The 12,564-nt window shown below is 70.4% G+C and carries 11 protein-coding genes; 3 read left to right on the top strand and 8 right to left on the bottom strand.

Translation table 11 applies throughout. The annotated features are described in order from the left end of the window. Window positions 1–81 precede the first annotated feature (81 nt). The 4 genes from K206_RS0117900 to K206_RS0117885 form a co-directional block, all read right to left on the bottom strand. Entirely contained in the window at window positions 82–1,224 is a 1,143-nt protein-coding gene (locus K206_RS0117900; RefSeq protein WP_020203769.1) for a thiolase family protein, read from the bottom strand. 11 nt (window positions 1,225–1,235) lie between these two features. Beyond that, the gene (locus tag K206_RS0117895) at window positions 1,236–2,486 is read right to left on the bottom strand and encodes an ABC transporter substrate-binding protein (RefSeq protein ID WP_020203768.1); all 1,251 of its coding nucleotides are present in this window, start codon (window positions 2,484–2,486) and stop codon (window positions 1,236–1,238) included. Between the two features lie 68 nt (window positions 2,487–2,554). After that, window positions 2,555–3,610, bottom strand: a complete 1,056-nt coding sequence (locus K206_RS0117890; protein WP_020203767.1) for a cyclase family protein — start codon at window positions 3,608–3,610, stop codon at window positions 2,555–2,557. A gap of 3 nt (window positions 3,611–3,613) precedes the next feature. Then, window positions 3,614–4,450, bottom strand: coding sequence for an IclR family transcriptional regulator (locus tag K206_RS0117885; protein ID WP_020203766.1), 837 nt, complete (start codon window positions 4,448–4,450; stop codon window positions 3,614–3,616). 287 nt (window positions 4,451–4,737) lie between these two features. Between K206_RS0117885 and K206_RS0117880 the strand changes: the two genes are divergently transcribed. Then, a complete protein-coding gene (locus K206_RS0117880) occupies window positions 4,738–7,206 on the top strand; it encodes a penicillin acylase family protein (protein ID WP_020203765.1) in 2,469 nt (822 codons plus the stop codon). Between the two features lie 40 nt (window positions 7,207–7,246). Here K206_RS0117880 and K206_RS0117875 read toward each other — a convergent pair whose 3' ends face one another. From K206_RS0117875 to K206_RS0117860, 4 genes are read right to left on the bottom strand one after another with little or no spacing between them, the layout of a single operon-like run. Beyond that, window positions 7,247–8,533, bottom strand: coding sequence for a M20/M25/M40 family metallo-hydrolase (locus tag K206_RS0117875; protein ID WP_155888121.1), 1,287 nt, complete (start codon window positions 8,531–8,533; stop codon window positions 7,247–7,249). A gap of 2 nt (window positions 8,534–8,535) precedes the next feature. Further along, window positions 8,536–9,198 (bottom strand): amino acid ABC transporter permease, encoded by a 663-nt coding sequence (locus K206_RS0117870; protein WP_020203763.1) that lies wholly within the window; start codon window positions 9,196–9,198, stop codon window positions 8,536–8,538. A gap of 12 nt (window positions 9,199–9,210) precedes the next feature. Further along, window positions 9,211–10,032 (bottom strand): ABC transporter substrate-binding protein, encoded by an 822-nt coding sequence (locus K206_RS0117865; RefSeq protein ID WP_020203762.1) that lies wholly within the window; start codon window positions 10,030–10,032, stop codon window positions 9,211–9,213. 50 nt (window positions 10,033–10,082) lie between these two features. Next, window positions 10,083–10,859: an amino acid ABC transporter ATP-binding protein gene (locus tag K206_RS0117860; protein ID WP_029043769.1), complete on the bottom strand. Its 777-nt coding sequence runs from the start codon at window positions 10,857–10,859 to the stop codon at window positions 10,083–10,085. A 112-nt stretch (window positions 10,860–10,971) separates the two neighbouring features. Here K206_RS0117860 and K206_RS38575 point away from each other — a divergent pair, with 112 nt between their 5' ends. Further along, window positions 10,972–11,871, top strand: coding sequence for a LysR family transcriptional regulator (locus K206_RS38575; RefSeq protein ID WP_020203760.1), 900 nt, complete (start codon window positions 10,972–10,974; stop codon window positions 11,869–11,871). Between the two features lie 167 nt (window positions 11,872–12,038). Then, a partial coding sequence (locus tag K206_RS38570; RefSeq protein ID WP_052165906.1) for a helix-turn-helix domain-containing protein occupies window positions 12,039–12,564 on the top strand: 526 nt, incomplete at its 3' end.

Raw genomic sequence — 12,564 nt, 5'->3', positions numbered from 1 at the left:
ATGGCGCCGTGCGTTGCAGGGGGTTTGCTTCCCTCTCCCGCGAAGTGGGGGAGAAGACAAGGGGACTGGCGAGTGGCGTGGTCATTGCGCCTCCAGCACCAGGCTCACGTGCGACGACAGCACGCCGCCGTCCGCGTGGAACAGCGCGCGCCTGCGCGGCGGGAGTTGCCGCGCGCCGGCCTTGCCCGCGAGCTGCCGCCCGGCTTCGGCAAGATGCATCAGTCCGCCCGCCACGCCCGAGTGGCCGAACGCGAGCAGCCCGCCGTGCGTGTTGAGCGGCAGCGCGCCGTGGCGGCCGAAGTCGCCGGCGGCCAGCCGCCCGGGCGATTCGCCGCGCCCCGCCACGCCGAGTTCCTCGAGCAGCATGGCCAGCGTGATGGTGAAGGAGTCGTAGATCGCCAGGTAGTCGACCTCCGCGACCGTGCTGCCGGCTTCGCCGAGCGCGCGCCGCGCCGCGTCGGCCGCGCCGGTGGCGAGCACGCTGTCGAGCGTGCTCAGGTGCTGGTGGCGGTGCGCCTGCCCGGCGCCGGCGATGCGCACCGGCCGGCCGCCGCCGGGCTCGGCGGAGATCACCACCGCCACCGCGCCGTCGGAGATCGGGCAGCAGTCCGACAGCCGCAGCGGCGAGGCGATGGGCCGGGCGGCGCGCGCCGCCTCCGGCGTCATCGGCTCGCGCAGGTGCGCGTCGGGATGCCCGGCCGCGTGCTCGCGCATCAGCACCGCGAAGCCGCTCAGGTCGTCCGCGCGCAGGCCGGTCTCGAACAGGTAGCGCGAGGCCAGCAGCGCGTAGTACGCCGGCACCGAGGCGCCGTTGGGCACCTCCATCTCCGGCTCGCCGACCTGGGCCAGGGTCTGGATGGACTGGTCGCGGCTCTGGCCGCTCAGGCGGTTCTCGCCCGCCACCACCAGCACGTGGCGGCAGCGCCCGGCGCGCACCAGCTCGCGCGCCAGCATGGCCATCACGCCGCCGGTGGCGCCGCCCGAGGCCACGCCGTGCGCGTAGGCGGGATCGAGCGAGGCGTACTCGCAGAAGCGCGTGGCCAGCATCAGGTGCGGCAGCGTGGTGGCGTAGCCGCACAGCACGCCGTCGATGTCGGCACGCGCCAGGCCGGCGTCGGCCAGCGCGGCATCGGTGGCGGCGGCCATCAGCGTCAGCGGCGTGCTGCCTTCGATGCGGCCGAAGCGCGTATTGCCGGCGCCGCGCAGGTAAGCGGGATTGAGCATGGGCGTTCCGTTCAGCGCTTCATCAGCGGGCATTGCGACTTCGCCGGCGGGATGAAGGCCTGGTCGCCCGGCACCGTGGCCAGCAGCTTGTAGTAGTCCCACGGGTACTTGGACTCGGCCGGCGTCTTGACCTCGAACAGGTACATGTCGTGGACCATGCGGCCGTCCTCGCGGATGCGGCCGTTCTTCGCGAAGAAGTCGTTGATCGGCATGGCCTTCATCTGCTTCATCACGGCGGCGGTCTCGTCGGTGCCGGCGGCCTGGATGGCCTTGAGGTAGTGCATGACGGAGGAGTAGGTGCCGGCCTGGCTCATGTTCGGCATCTTCCTGAGCTTGTCGAAGTAGCGGCGCGACCATGCGCGCGTGGCGTCGTTCATGTCCCAGTAGAAGCCTTCGGTCAGCAGCAGCCCGGAGGCGGTCTTCAGGCCGATGGCGTGGATGTCGTTGATGTACAGCAGCAGCCCGGCCATGCGCTGGTTGCCGCCGCGGGTCAGGCCGAACTCGCTGGCCGCCTTGATGGCGTTGACCGAGTCGCCGCCGGCGTTGGCCAGGCCCACCACCTGCGCCTTGCTGGCCTGCGCCTGCAGCAGGTAGGAGGCGAAGTCGCTGGCGCCGATCGGGTGGCGCGCCGCGCCCAGCACCTTGCCGCCGGTCTCGTTGATGACGGCGGTGGCGGACTCCTGCAGCGTGTGGCCGAAGGCATAGTCGGCGGTCAGGAAGAACCAGGTCTTGCCGCCGCGCTGCACCACCGCGCGCGCGGTGGAGTTGGCCAGCGCGTAGGTGTCGTAGGCGTAGTGCACCGACACCGGCGTGCACAGGTCGTTGGTGATGCGCTCGGTACCGGGGCCGGAGAACACCACGATGCGGTTCTTCTGCCTGGCCACTTCCAGCACCGCCAGCGCGGGCGCGGAGGCCGCCACGTCGAGGATGGCGTCGACGTGGCCGGTGTCGAACCACTCGCGCGCCTTGCTGGCGGCGATGTCGGCCTTGTTCTGGTGGTCGGTCACGACCAGCTCGATCTTCTTGCCGAGCACCTTGCCGCCGAAGTCGTCGATGGCCATCTGCGCGGCCACGGCGCTGCCGCGCCCGGTCACGTCGGCATACAGGCCGCTCATGTCGAGGATCAGGCCTATCTTGACTTCGTCGTCGGAAATGCCGGGTTTGGCGGCTTGCGCCACGGCCTGGCCGGCGCCGCACAGCAGGGCGGCGGCCAGCGCCAGCGCGCCGAGCGGTCGGCGCAGCCACGGATGGTTGCGGTTCATGGTTGTCTCCTCCAGCGTGGGGCCTGCATGGCCCGTGTTTTTCTTGATTTCTTGAGGCGCGGGTCCGGTCAGACCGTCGCGATCGGCGTGGCGGGCGAGCCCACCGCGCCCGGCAGCCGCAGCGGCGGCGCCGTGAGCAGGAAGCGCGCGCGCCGGTTGGCGCGCAGCCACGCGGCCAGCTCCTGCAGGTACCACAGTTCGCCCAGCGGCAGGCCGAGCTTGAACAGGCAGTGATGGTGCAGCGGCAGCAGCGGGTGGTGCGTCTCGCCGGCCGGCGCGGGCAGCGCCGGGTAGCGCTCCACCGCGTAGTTGTCGGCGATCAGCGCGGCGATGCCGGAATCGGTGATCCAGTTCAGCAGGCGGTTGTCGCGGCCGTCGAGCGCGCAGCAGGCGTGGTGCAGCACGTTCTCGTCGGGCTCGCGCCGCATCGACAGCACCACCTCGGCGAAGCCGGTGCGCAGCAGCAGCATGTCGCCGCGCTCCACCTCCACGCGGTCGGCTTCGAGCACGCGCATCAGGTCGTCGTAGCCGACGTTGCGGAAGTCCAGCCCGTAGTGGTGCGCCAGGTCCGCCAGCGCGCCGCGGCCCTGCATGCCCTTCACGGCGAAGTTCTCGATGCCGAGCGCGCGCGCCTCGCTGTGCTCGTGGCCGCAGGCGTGCGCGGCGAAATGGTCGTCCTCGGCGTAGTCCACCGGGCCGACGATGTGCTCGTTGGCGCGATAGCCGTTGTAGTAGACGCGCTCGGCGCGGCCGTCGCCGTCGGCGTCGAACAGCGCGCCCACGTGCGCGAGCGAGTCCCACTGCGTGGAGTATTGCAGCGACAGCAGCACCTGGTCGTCGCTGATGACGTCGGTGGCGGCGGCATCGACCTTGGCCAGCGGGAAGTTCACGTAGGGGATGTCGTCGCGGAAGGTCGGGCGCAGCACCGGCGGGTGGCGGCGCGGGTTGAGCTTGTTGCCGCCCGGGTAGTCGAGCGGCAGCGACAGGCAGAACGACAACCCGGCCTGCACCTCGAGCGCGCCCTTGCGGACCTGCTCGGGGCCGATCAGGTTGACGCGGCCAAGCTGGTCGTCGGGCCCGAAATCGCCCCAGTTGGATCCCTGCGGTCGTTGTTTCCAGCGCATGCGCTATGCCTCCGGTTGTGGTTGGACGCGCGCGGCGCCGGCCTTGCGTGGCCGCCGCGCGGTGGATGATCCGGCCGGGCCGCCCTGCGCCGCCGGCAGCCAGGCCGCGCACACGGCCTCGGCCTCGCGCCGCAGCGCGCGCGCCAGCGCCGGCTCGCGTTCGGTGATGCGCTCGTTGAGCGCGGCGATGCTGATGGCGCCGAGCGGGTAGCCGTCCGGGCCGGGCAGCGCGATGGCGATGCCGCCCATGCGCTCCACCACCACGTCGAGCAGCACCGCGTAGCCGCGCGCGCGCGTGGCCTGCACCTCGCGCAGCAGCAGCGCGCCGTCGATGCGCGGATAGCGCCGCAGCGCCGGCGCGATGGCGCGCACGGTGGCTTCCACCTCGGCATCGGGCAGCGCCGCCAGCAGCGCCAGGCTGCCGGCGCCCACGCCGAGCGGACGGCGGCTGCCCACGTCGAGATAGTTGGCGCGGATCGGGAAGGTGCCCGGGCGCAGCTCCAGGCAGACCGACTCGCAGCCGCTCGGCACCGACAGGATGGCGGTGTCCTCGAACGCCTGCGCCAGCCGGATCAGCGCGGGCCGCGCGGCGGCGCGCGGGTCGATGCGGCGCACGCTGGCCGCGCGCAGCGCCAGCCATTCGGGGCCGAGCGAGAATGCCTTGGTGTCGGCGTCGCGCGCGATGAAACCCTCCGCCGCCAGCGTGTCCAGCAGGCGCAGCGCCGAAGCCTTGTCCACGCCCGTGACCGCGGCGAGATCGGTCAGCCGCGTATTGCGCGGGTCGGACAGCGCGCGCAGCAGCTTGCAGGCTTTCTGGAGGGAGGTCGTGGGGACCGTCACGCGCAGGCTCCGGGATGGGTAGTTTCGGGGAGTGAAACCGGTTCCCAGGTTATAGACGCCCGGACGCGGGGCGTCATTCTGCGCTGCATCAAAGTTTTGCGGGATAAAACATCGCGCACAAGCCGCGCACAAGCCGCGCGCAAGGCCCGCCGGGGCCTGCCGCGCGGGCCCGGCACCGCGCCGGATTTCGCCCGCGCGTGCCGTCTTCCGCTATCCTTGGCGACATTTCGCCGCGCGCCGGGCGCGCCGCCCCGCATGCAGTTCCCGCCATTCCGAGGAGATTCCAGATGGTCCGCCGTGCCCGCCGCCTTGCCGCCGTCCTTGGCCTGAGTGCCGTCCTGGGCGCCGGCGCCGCGCAGGCCGTGCCGGCGGCGGCCAACAACGCGGCCGCGGCATCCGGCACCGAGCGCTACCAGGTGGCCGGGCTGGAGAAGCCGGCCAGCATCCTGATCGACCGCTGGGGCGTGCCGCACATCTACGCGGGCACGCTGTACGACGCCTTCTACGTGCAGGGCTTCATGGCCGCGCGCGACCGCCTCTGGCAGATCGACCTGTGGCGCAAGCGCGGCCTGGGCGAGATGGCCAGGGACTTCGGCGCGGCCTACGTGGAAGGCGACCGCATGGCGCGCGCGGTGCTGTTCCGCGGCGACATGTACCGCGAGTGGCTGGCCTACGGCTCCGACGCCAAGCGCGTGGCCGAGGCCTTCGTGGCCGGCGTGAACGCCTTCGTGGCGCAGACCGAGGCGCGCCCCGAGCTGCTGCCGCCCGAATTCCGCATCCTCAACTACAAGCCCGCGCGCTGGCGCGCCGAGGACATCGTGCGCATCCGCCACCACGGCCTCACGCTCAACTTCACCGGCGAGATCGACCGCGCGCAGATCTACTGCCACGTGAAGCCCGACGCGGTGCGCGCCGACTGGGTGCGCCGCGAGCTGGACCCGCCGGTCACGCCCCGGCTGCCCGAGGGCCTGGACCCGTGCGCGCTGCCGGTGGCCGAGCTGCGCCGCGCCTACGACCTGGCCACCGCCGCGCCGCGCTTTCCCAAGGAGTGGTGGACCTCGGCCGCGGCCGGCGACATCCCGCACGAGGCGCTCTACGCGGTGCTCGACGGCAACAGCGACACCGCGCGCAGCCTCGGCTCCAACAACTGGGTCATCGCTGGCGCGCGCACCGCCACCGGCCGCCCGATCCTGGCCAACGACCCGCACCGCGCGCAGGGCGCGCCGAGCCTGCGCTACATCAGCCACCTGAACGCGCCCGGCCTGTCCGTGATCGGCGCCGGCGAGCCGTTCCTGCCTGGCATCTCGATCGGCCACAACGACACCGTGGGCTTCGGCCTGACGCGGTTCTACATGGACCAGGAAGACCTCTACGTCTACGAGACCAACCCGGCGCAGCCGCGCGAGTACCGCTACCGCGGCCGCTGGGAGCCGATGGAGACCGTGACCGAGGACATCGCCGTCAAGGGCGAGGCCGCGCCGCGCAAGGTCGGCATCGACTTCACCCGCCACGGCCCGGTGCTGTACGCCGACGCCAAGAGCGGCCGCGCCTACGTGCTGCGCGCCGCGTGGCTGGACTTCGGCATGGCGCCGTACTTCGGCTCGATGGACTACATGCGCGCGCAGAACTGGGACCAGTTCCGCGCCGCCATGAACCGCTGGGGCGCGCCCGGCGAGAACCAGGTCTACGCCGACCGCGACGGCAACATCGGCTGGCTGCCCGGCGGCCTGACGCCGATCCGCCCGAACTGGGACGGCCTCATGCCGGTGCCCGGCGACGGCCGCTACGAATGGGCCGGCTACCGCAACATGGACGAGCTGCCGTGGGCCTTCAACCCGAGCGCGGGCTACGTGGTGACGGCCAACGAGAACAACATCCCGCCCAGGCATCCCGCCGCCCGGCTTGGCATCGGCTACGAGTGGAGCGACACCGCGCGCGCGCGCCGGCTCAAGAGCCTGGTCGCGGCCAACGCGCATTCGTCGCTGGCCGACAGCATGGCCTGGCAGAACGACACCGTCTCGCTGCCCGCGCTGCGCGCGGTGGCCGTGCTGGCCAACGTGCGCAGCGACGACGCGCAGGCGCAGCGCGGCCTCGACCTGCTGCGCGGCTGGGACGGCAACGAACGCGCCGACAGCGCGCCGGCGGCGCTGTTCGAGGTGTGGTTCAGCAAGTACCTGCGCCCGGCCGTGGTGCGCGCGGCGCTCTCGCCGGACGGCGCGCGCCTGGCCGGCTACGGCGACGCCAGCCGCGTGCTGGCGGTGCTGGAGCGGCCCGAGCCGTGGATGCCGCTGGAGCGCCGCAACGAGGCCATCGTGAGCTCGCTCAAGAGCGCCATGACCGAGGTGGAGCGCAAGCTCGGCCCCGACCCCAGGGCCTGGCAATGGGGCAAGCTGCACGCCGCCGTGTTCGACCACCCGCTGCACCCGATCCTCGACGCGGCCGCGCGCCAGCGCTACGACGTCAACGCCGGCCCCATCGGCGGCTCGTCCTTCACGCCGATGAACACCAGCTATCGCAACAGCGATTTCCAGCTCACCGCCGGCGCGTCGTTCCGCATGGTGCTGGACGTGGGCAACTGGGACGCCTCGCGCGTGATCAACACGCCGGGCCAGTCGGGCAACCCGGCCAGCCCGCACTACCGCGACCTCGCGCCGCTGTGGGCCAGGGGCGAGTATTTCCCGCTGGTCTATTCGCGCAAGGCGGTGGAGAAGGAGAGCCGGGAGCGGGTGGAGCTGGTGCCGCTGGCGCCGCAGTAGCGGGGACCGCGGTTCGTGCCGCCCCCGGCCGCGGCAGCGGCTATGCCGCGGCGGCCTGGCCCAGGTAGCCGAACGCGATCAGCGTGTGGATCTGCGCGACGCTCACCAGCTCGTCGATGTAGACGTGCTCGTCGGGCCCGCCCATGCCATGCGGCGTGCAGCCCAGCACGACGGTCGGCACGCCGGCCGCGCGGTACAGGCGCGCATCCGAGGCGCCCACGCGCATGTTGGCCACCGGCGCGCCGCCCGTCACCCGCGCGGATGCCGACAAGGCGCGCCGGACGATTTCGTGGTCCGGTGAAGTGAAGCTCGGCTCGTAGCGCTGGACCACCTTCCAGCTGACGCCTGCCATCGGACCCAGCCACTGGTCCAGGCATTCGATGACCTGCCGCGTGCTGACGCCGACCGGCAGGCGGATGTCTCCCTGGGCCCGGGCCAGCGTGGGCACGAGGTTGGGCGAGACGCCGCCGTCGATGGTGCCGATGTTCACGGTGACACGCTGCAGCACCTCGCTCTCGCCGGCCCCCGACATCGGCTCGGACACGGGGGCCGCCACCGCGATGGCCGCCCCGATCTCGGCGGGCGCGTCGACGGCCAGCGACTCCAGCCGCTTGACCGCGTCCAGCGCGACGCGCAGCCGGTCGATGGCATTGACGCCCTTGTGCACGTGGGCGCCGTGGGCCGGCTCGCCGGTGGCGCTGATCTCGATCCAGAACAGGCCCTTTTCGCCGAAGCGAACCACCAGCGGGGAGCCCACGTCGCCGCTGACCATGACGTCGCCGCGGCCTTCGGGCACGTTGTCCAGCAGCCACTGCGTGCCGAGGACGCCCATGCTTTCCTCGTCGCCGGCGAGGGTCACGACGGCCTCGCCGCACCAGTCGCCGCGGCGCTCGGCCAGCACCGTGGCGGCGGCGATGGACGCGGCGATGCCGGCCTTCATGTCCGACACGCCGCGGCCGTACAGGCACCCGTCGCGCACCACGCCGCCCAGCGGCGGGACGGTCCAGCCGAGGTCCTCGCCGATGGGGAAGGTGTCCAGGTGCCCGTTGAACACCAGCCGGCGCCCGGGCTTGCCGCTGTCGATGCGGGCCACCAGGTTGACGATGCCGGGCGCGGTCTCGTGGCGCGAGATCGCCACGCCCGGGATCGCGCTCAGCAGGCCGAAGGCCGCGTGCGCCGCGGCGGACACGTCGCCCGGGGGATTGGGCGACGCCGCCGCCACCAGCGCGCGGGTCATGTCGACCAGCAGGTCCCGGCGCGCCGCGACGGCAGCGAGCAGTTCGCTCTCCAGCGCTTGGGCAGCCTGGATTTCCGATTGATTTTGCATGTTCATTGATGCGCGAGGCGCCGTTCCCAGAGCCGGATGGCCATGGCCAGCGGCCAGCAGATGACGAAATAGACGACGGCGATGAAGGTGAAGATCTCCAGCGGCCGGAAGGCGGTGGCGGACAGCTCCATGCCCCGCCGCGTGATCTCGCTGACCGAGATCACCGAGGCCAGCGACGAGTACTTGATGAGCTGCACGAAGTTGGCCGCGATGGCCGGCAGGGTCAGCCGCACCGCCTGCGGCAGCACGATGCGGTGGAAGGTGTGCCAGGGGCTCATGCCCAGCACGAGCGCCGACTCCCGCTGGCCCGGTGGCACCGCCTGGATGCCGGCCCGGTACGCCTCCGACAGGAACGCCGAGGAGTAGACCGAGAGCGCGATGATGGCGGCCGGCAGGGCGTCGATGGAGATGTCGAACACCATCGGCAGCACGTAGTACACCCACAGGATCTGCACCAGGATCGGCGTGTTGCGGATGACCTCGCCAAAGCCCATGCCGAACCAGCGCAGGGCGCGGTGGCGCGACATGTCCAGCAGCGCGATGGCCAGCCCGCCGAAGATGGAGGCGAGCAGCGTGCACGCGCAGATCAGCAGCGTCTGGCCGAGGCCGGAGAGCAGGAAGTCCAGGTTGTTGGGGATGACATCCCAGCGGAATGCGTAGTGCATGGCCGGCTTGCCTCAGGGCGCGACGTTGCCGTCGAGCTGGTACTTCCTGGCGATGGCCGCCAGCCGCCCGTCCATCTTGGTGATGTCGATGAACTGGTTGACGAAGTTCAGCCAGATCTGGTCGCCCTGGGGAATGGCATAGGCGACCGGGGTCGGAGCCAGCTTTTTCGGCGGCTCCACGCTCTGGGCCCAGTCGAACTCCTGCTTCACGCGCAGGACCGTCGGGTAGTCCACCAGGATCACGTCGGCGCGGTTGGCCGACAGCTCGGCCTCGCGGGTCGCCGGCGGCTGGATGGAGACGATGGTGGCCTTCTTCAGGTACCCCTTCATGTAGGTCTCGATGTAGCTGCCCAGGAGGACCGCCACCTTGACGCCGGGCTTGTCGATGTCGGCCCAGGTCTTGACCTTGCCGCCCTTGCGCACCACGCCGTAGACCGACGCGTTCATGTAGGGCTTGCTGAACTCGACCGCCTGCGCGCGCTTGGTGGTCACGCCGAGCGCGAACATGCCGATCGCGCATTTGTTGGATTGCAGGTCGGCGATGAAGGTGCCGAAGCCGGACTCGACGAACTCGACCTCGGCGCCGAGCTCCTTGCCCAGCTCCCTGGCCATGTCGATGTCCAGCCCGGTCAGCGCGTTGGTCTTCGTGTCGCGAAAGGAGATGGCGTAGTACAGCGGGTAGATGCACACGGGAAGCTTCCTGCTCTTGGTGATCTCGAACAGGCGCGACTGCGTTTGCTGGGCCGACGCCGGCGCGGCGGACAGCGCGGCGGCGCCCGCCAGCAGCACGAGGGCCGTCTTGCGCAGGAAGGAGACTGGGGAGGAGATGGACATGGCGAAGCCTTTTCGGGAAGAAATTCGGGAGGAAATTCGGGAGGAAGAATTCAGGAGGAAAGCTGGCTGAGGAACCTGCGGGCGCGCTCGGTGGCGGGCGCGGAAAAGAACTGGCCCGGTGGCGCGTCTTCGACGATGCGCCCGGCATCCATGAAGACCACGCGCGAGCAGACGTCGCTGGCGAAGCCCATCTCATGGGTGACCACCAGCATGGTCATGCCCTCGCGGGCCAGCTCGCGCATCACCAGCAGCACCTCCTGGCGCAGCTCGGGGTCGAGCGCGGAGGTGGGCTCGTCGAACAGCAGGATCTTGGGCGTCATGGCCAGCGCGCGGGCGATGGCCACGCGCTGCTGCTGGCCGCCGGACAGGCGCCTGGGGTAGTCGTCGCGCTTGCCCAGCAGGCCGACCTTGTCGAGCAGCGGCTCGGCCTTTTTCACGGCGGCGTCGCGGTCCATGCGGCGCACGCGGATCAGTGCCTCGATGACGTTTTCCATCACCGACAGGTGCGGCCACAGGTTGAACTGCTGGAACACCATGCCGACGTCGGCCCGCACCGCCCTGGCGGCCCGGGCGATGTCGCGGCCGGGTTTGGGGCAGGCGACGCGCTGGCCTTCGACGAACACCTCGCCTTCGGTCAGCGTCTCGAGCATCGCCAGGCAGCGCAGCAGGGTCGTCTTGCCGGAGCCGCTGGGGCCGATCAGCGAAACGACTTCGCCGCGGGCCACGGAAAAGTCGATGCCATGCAGCACCGGCTTGCCGCCGGGAAACGTCTTGACGACGCCGCGGGCCGACATGAGGAGGTTGGGGAGATCTGCGTCGGACGTCATCACGGCTCACATATTGAAGTTGAATCTACCTTGCAATCTGCATGCCATCCTCGCCGCGCCGTGTTTTTCGATCCATTGATTTTGCTGGGTTTTCAATCCATAATCGATTCATATGGATATGCTCGAAATCAGGCAGCTTGAGGTCTTTCGCACCGTCATGGAGCGCGGCTCCGCCACCCTTGCCGCACAGGTTCTGGGCATCAGCCAGCCCGCCGTCAGCACCCTGCTCAACAAACTCGAAGAGGCCGTGGGCTATGCGCTGTTCGTTCGCGAGCACCGCCGGCTGACGCCGACGGCCGAAGCCATCGCGCTGGTCGGGGAGGTCGCCGAGGTGCTGGACCGGCACGCCCAGCTGTCGCGCACGGCGCACGACATCCACGAAACCCGGGCCGGCTCGCTCACCATCGCCAGCCACCCGGGGCCGAGCATTTCCTGGCTGCCTCCGGTCATCGCGCGCTTCGTGGCGACGCGGCCGGGCGTCACGGTCAAGCTGATCTCGCGCCAGTCGCAGGGCGTGCGCGACCTCATCCCCTCGCGCGCGTTCGACCTCGCCGTGGCCGAGCTGCCGGTCGAGCATCCGCTGGTCGCCGTCAATCGCTACCAGATGTCGTTCGTGGCGGTGCTGCACCGTGACAATCCGCTGGCGAAGCATCCCGTGCTCACCCCGCGCCTGCTCGACGGCACGCCCTTCATCGGCATGTTCCGGGGCCATGCCGCCCAGCTGGGCGCCAGCAAGGTGTTCGACGAGGCGGGCGCGCACCTGCGCATCGTCGCCGAGTGCGACTACTTCGCCAGCGCGATCTCGCTCGCGGCGCGCGGCGTCGGCGTCGCGCTGGTGGACCCGATCAGCGCCGAGGACATGAAATCGGATGCGCTGCTCGTGCGCCCGTTCTCGCCGCCGCTGGCCTATCACTTCGCGGTCTTCCATCCGCACGACCGGCCGATGTCGAAGCTGGCCTACGCCTTTGCCGCCGAGTTCGACGAATATCTGCTGGCGCACGGCGCCTTGTGATCCGGCGAATGTGAACAAGGCGAGGCCTGGCGGCCGGGCGCGAATCGAGCGGGCAGACGCCGGGAAGGTGCCAGGAATCTTTGTGGGTAAAAAAATGGAGTAGAATTTTTCCATCCGAAAAAATGGAAAAATTCAGGGTGGCTCTCTCCGTGGGGCTCGAACGAACCATGCCAGAACATCCGCAAGCCATGAATGTCGTTGAACAGGCCGACGGGCCCGTGCTGGATACCGCTGCGCTGGGCGCGGAGATTCGCAAGCTGCGCAAGGCCAGGGGGAAGACCCTGGCGGACCTCGCCGGAGCGGCGGGCCGCTCGACGAGCTTCATGAGCCAGCTGGAAAGAGGGCGCGCCGAAATGTCCATCTCGGACCTCAAGCGGGTGGCGCTGACGCTGGGGGTGCCGCTCGGCTGGTTCTTCGTGAGCGAATCGAAGCCGGCCGCGGAAGTGGGGCGGGTCCAGCGCGCCGGCTCGCGGCGGCGGCTGGGCACCGTCACGGACGGCCTTGTCGAAGAACTGCTGTCGCCGAACATCGGCGGTTCGTTCGAGACGTTCCTCAGCACGTTCGAGCCGGGAGCGATGCTGCTGGAGCCGAGCCTGCGCGATACGGAGGAAGAGGGCTATCTCGTGAAGGGACGGCTCGACGTCTGGATCGGCGAGCACTTCTTCGAGCTCAATGCCGGCGACAGTTTCCGCA

Origin of the sequence: Cupriavidus sp. WS (assembly GCF_000395345.1) — a bacterium.
Classification (GTDB): domain Bacteria; phylum Pseudomonadota; class Gammaproteobacteria; order Burkholderiales; family Burkholderiaceae; genus Cupriavidus; species Cupriavidus basilensis_B.
Note: the sequence above shows the minus strand (reverse complement) of the source record. Positions and strands in the feature narration are given on the sequence as shown.

Coding starts and splice junctions, on each gene's coding strand:
- K206_RS0117900 (WP_020203769.1), bottom strand. CDS start 1,224: ATGCTCAATCCCGCTTACCTGCGCGGCGCCGGCAATACGCGCTTCGGC.
- K206_RS0117895 (WP_020203768.1), bottom strand. CDS start 2,486: ATGAACCGCAACCATCCGTGGCTGCGCCGACCGCTCGGCGCGCTGGCG.
- K206_RS0117890 (WP_020203767.1), bottom strand. CDS start 3,610: ATGCGCTGGAAACAACGACCGCAGGGATCCAACTGGGGCGATTTCGGG.
- K206_RS0117880 (WP_020203765.1), top strand. CDS start 4,738: ATGGTCCGCCGTGCCCGCCGCCTTGCCGCCGTCCTTGGCCTGAGTGCC.
- K206_RS0117875 (WP_155888121.1), bottom strand. CDS start 8,533: ATGCAAAATCAATCGGAAATCCAGGCTGCCCAAGCGCTGGAGAGCGAA.
- K206_RS0117870 (WP_020203763.1), bottom strand. CDS start 9,198: ATGCACTACGCATTCCGCTGGGATGTCATCCCCAACAACCTGGACTTC.
- K206_RS0117865 (WP_020203762.1), bottom strand. CDS start 10,032: ATGTCCATCTCCTCCCCAGTCTCCTTCCTGCGCAAGACGGCCCTCGTG.
- K206_RS0117860 (WP_029043769.1), bottom strand. CDS start 10,859: ATGACGTCCGACGCAGATCTCCCCAACCTCCTCATGTCGGCCCGCGGC.
- K206_RS38575 (WP_020203760.1), top strand. CDS start 10,972: ATGGATATGCTCGAAATCAGGCAGCTTGAGGTCTTTCGCACCGTCATG.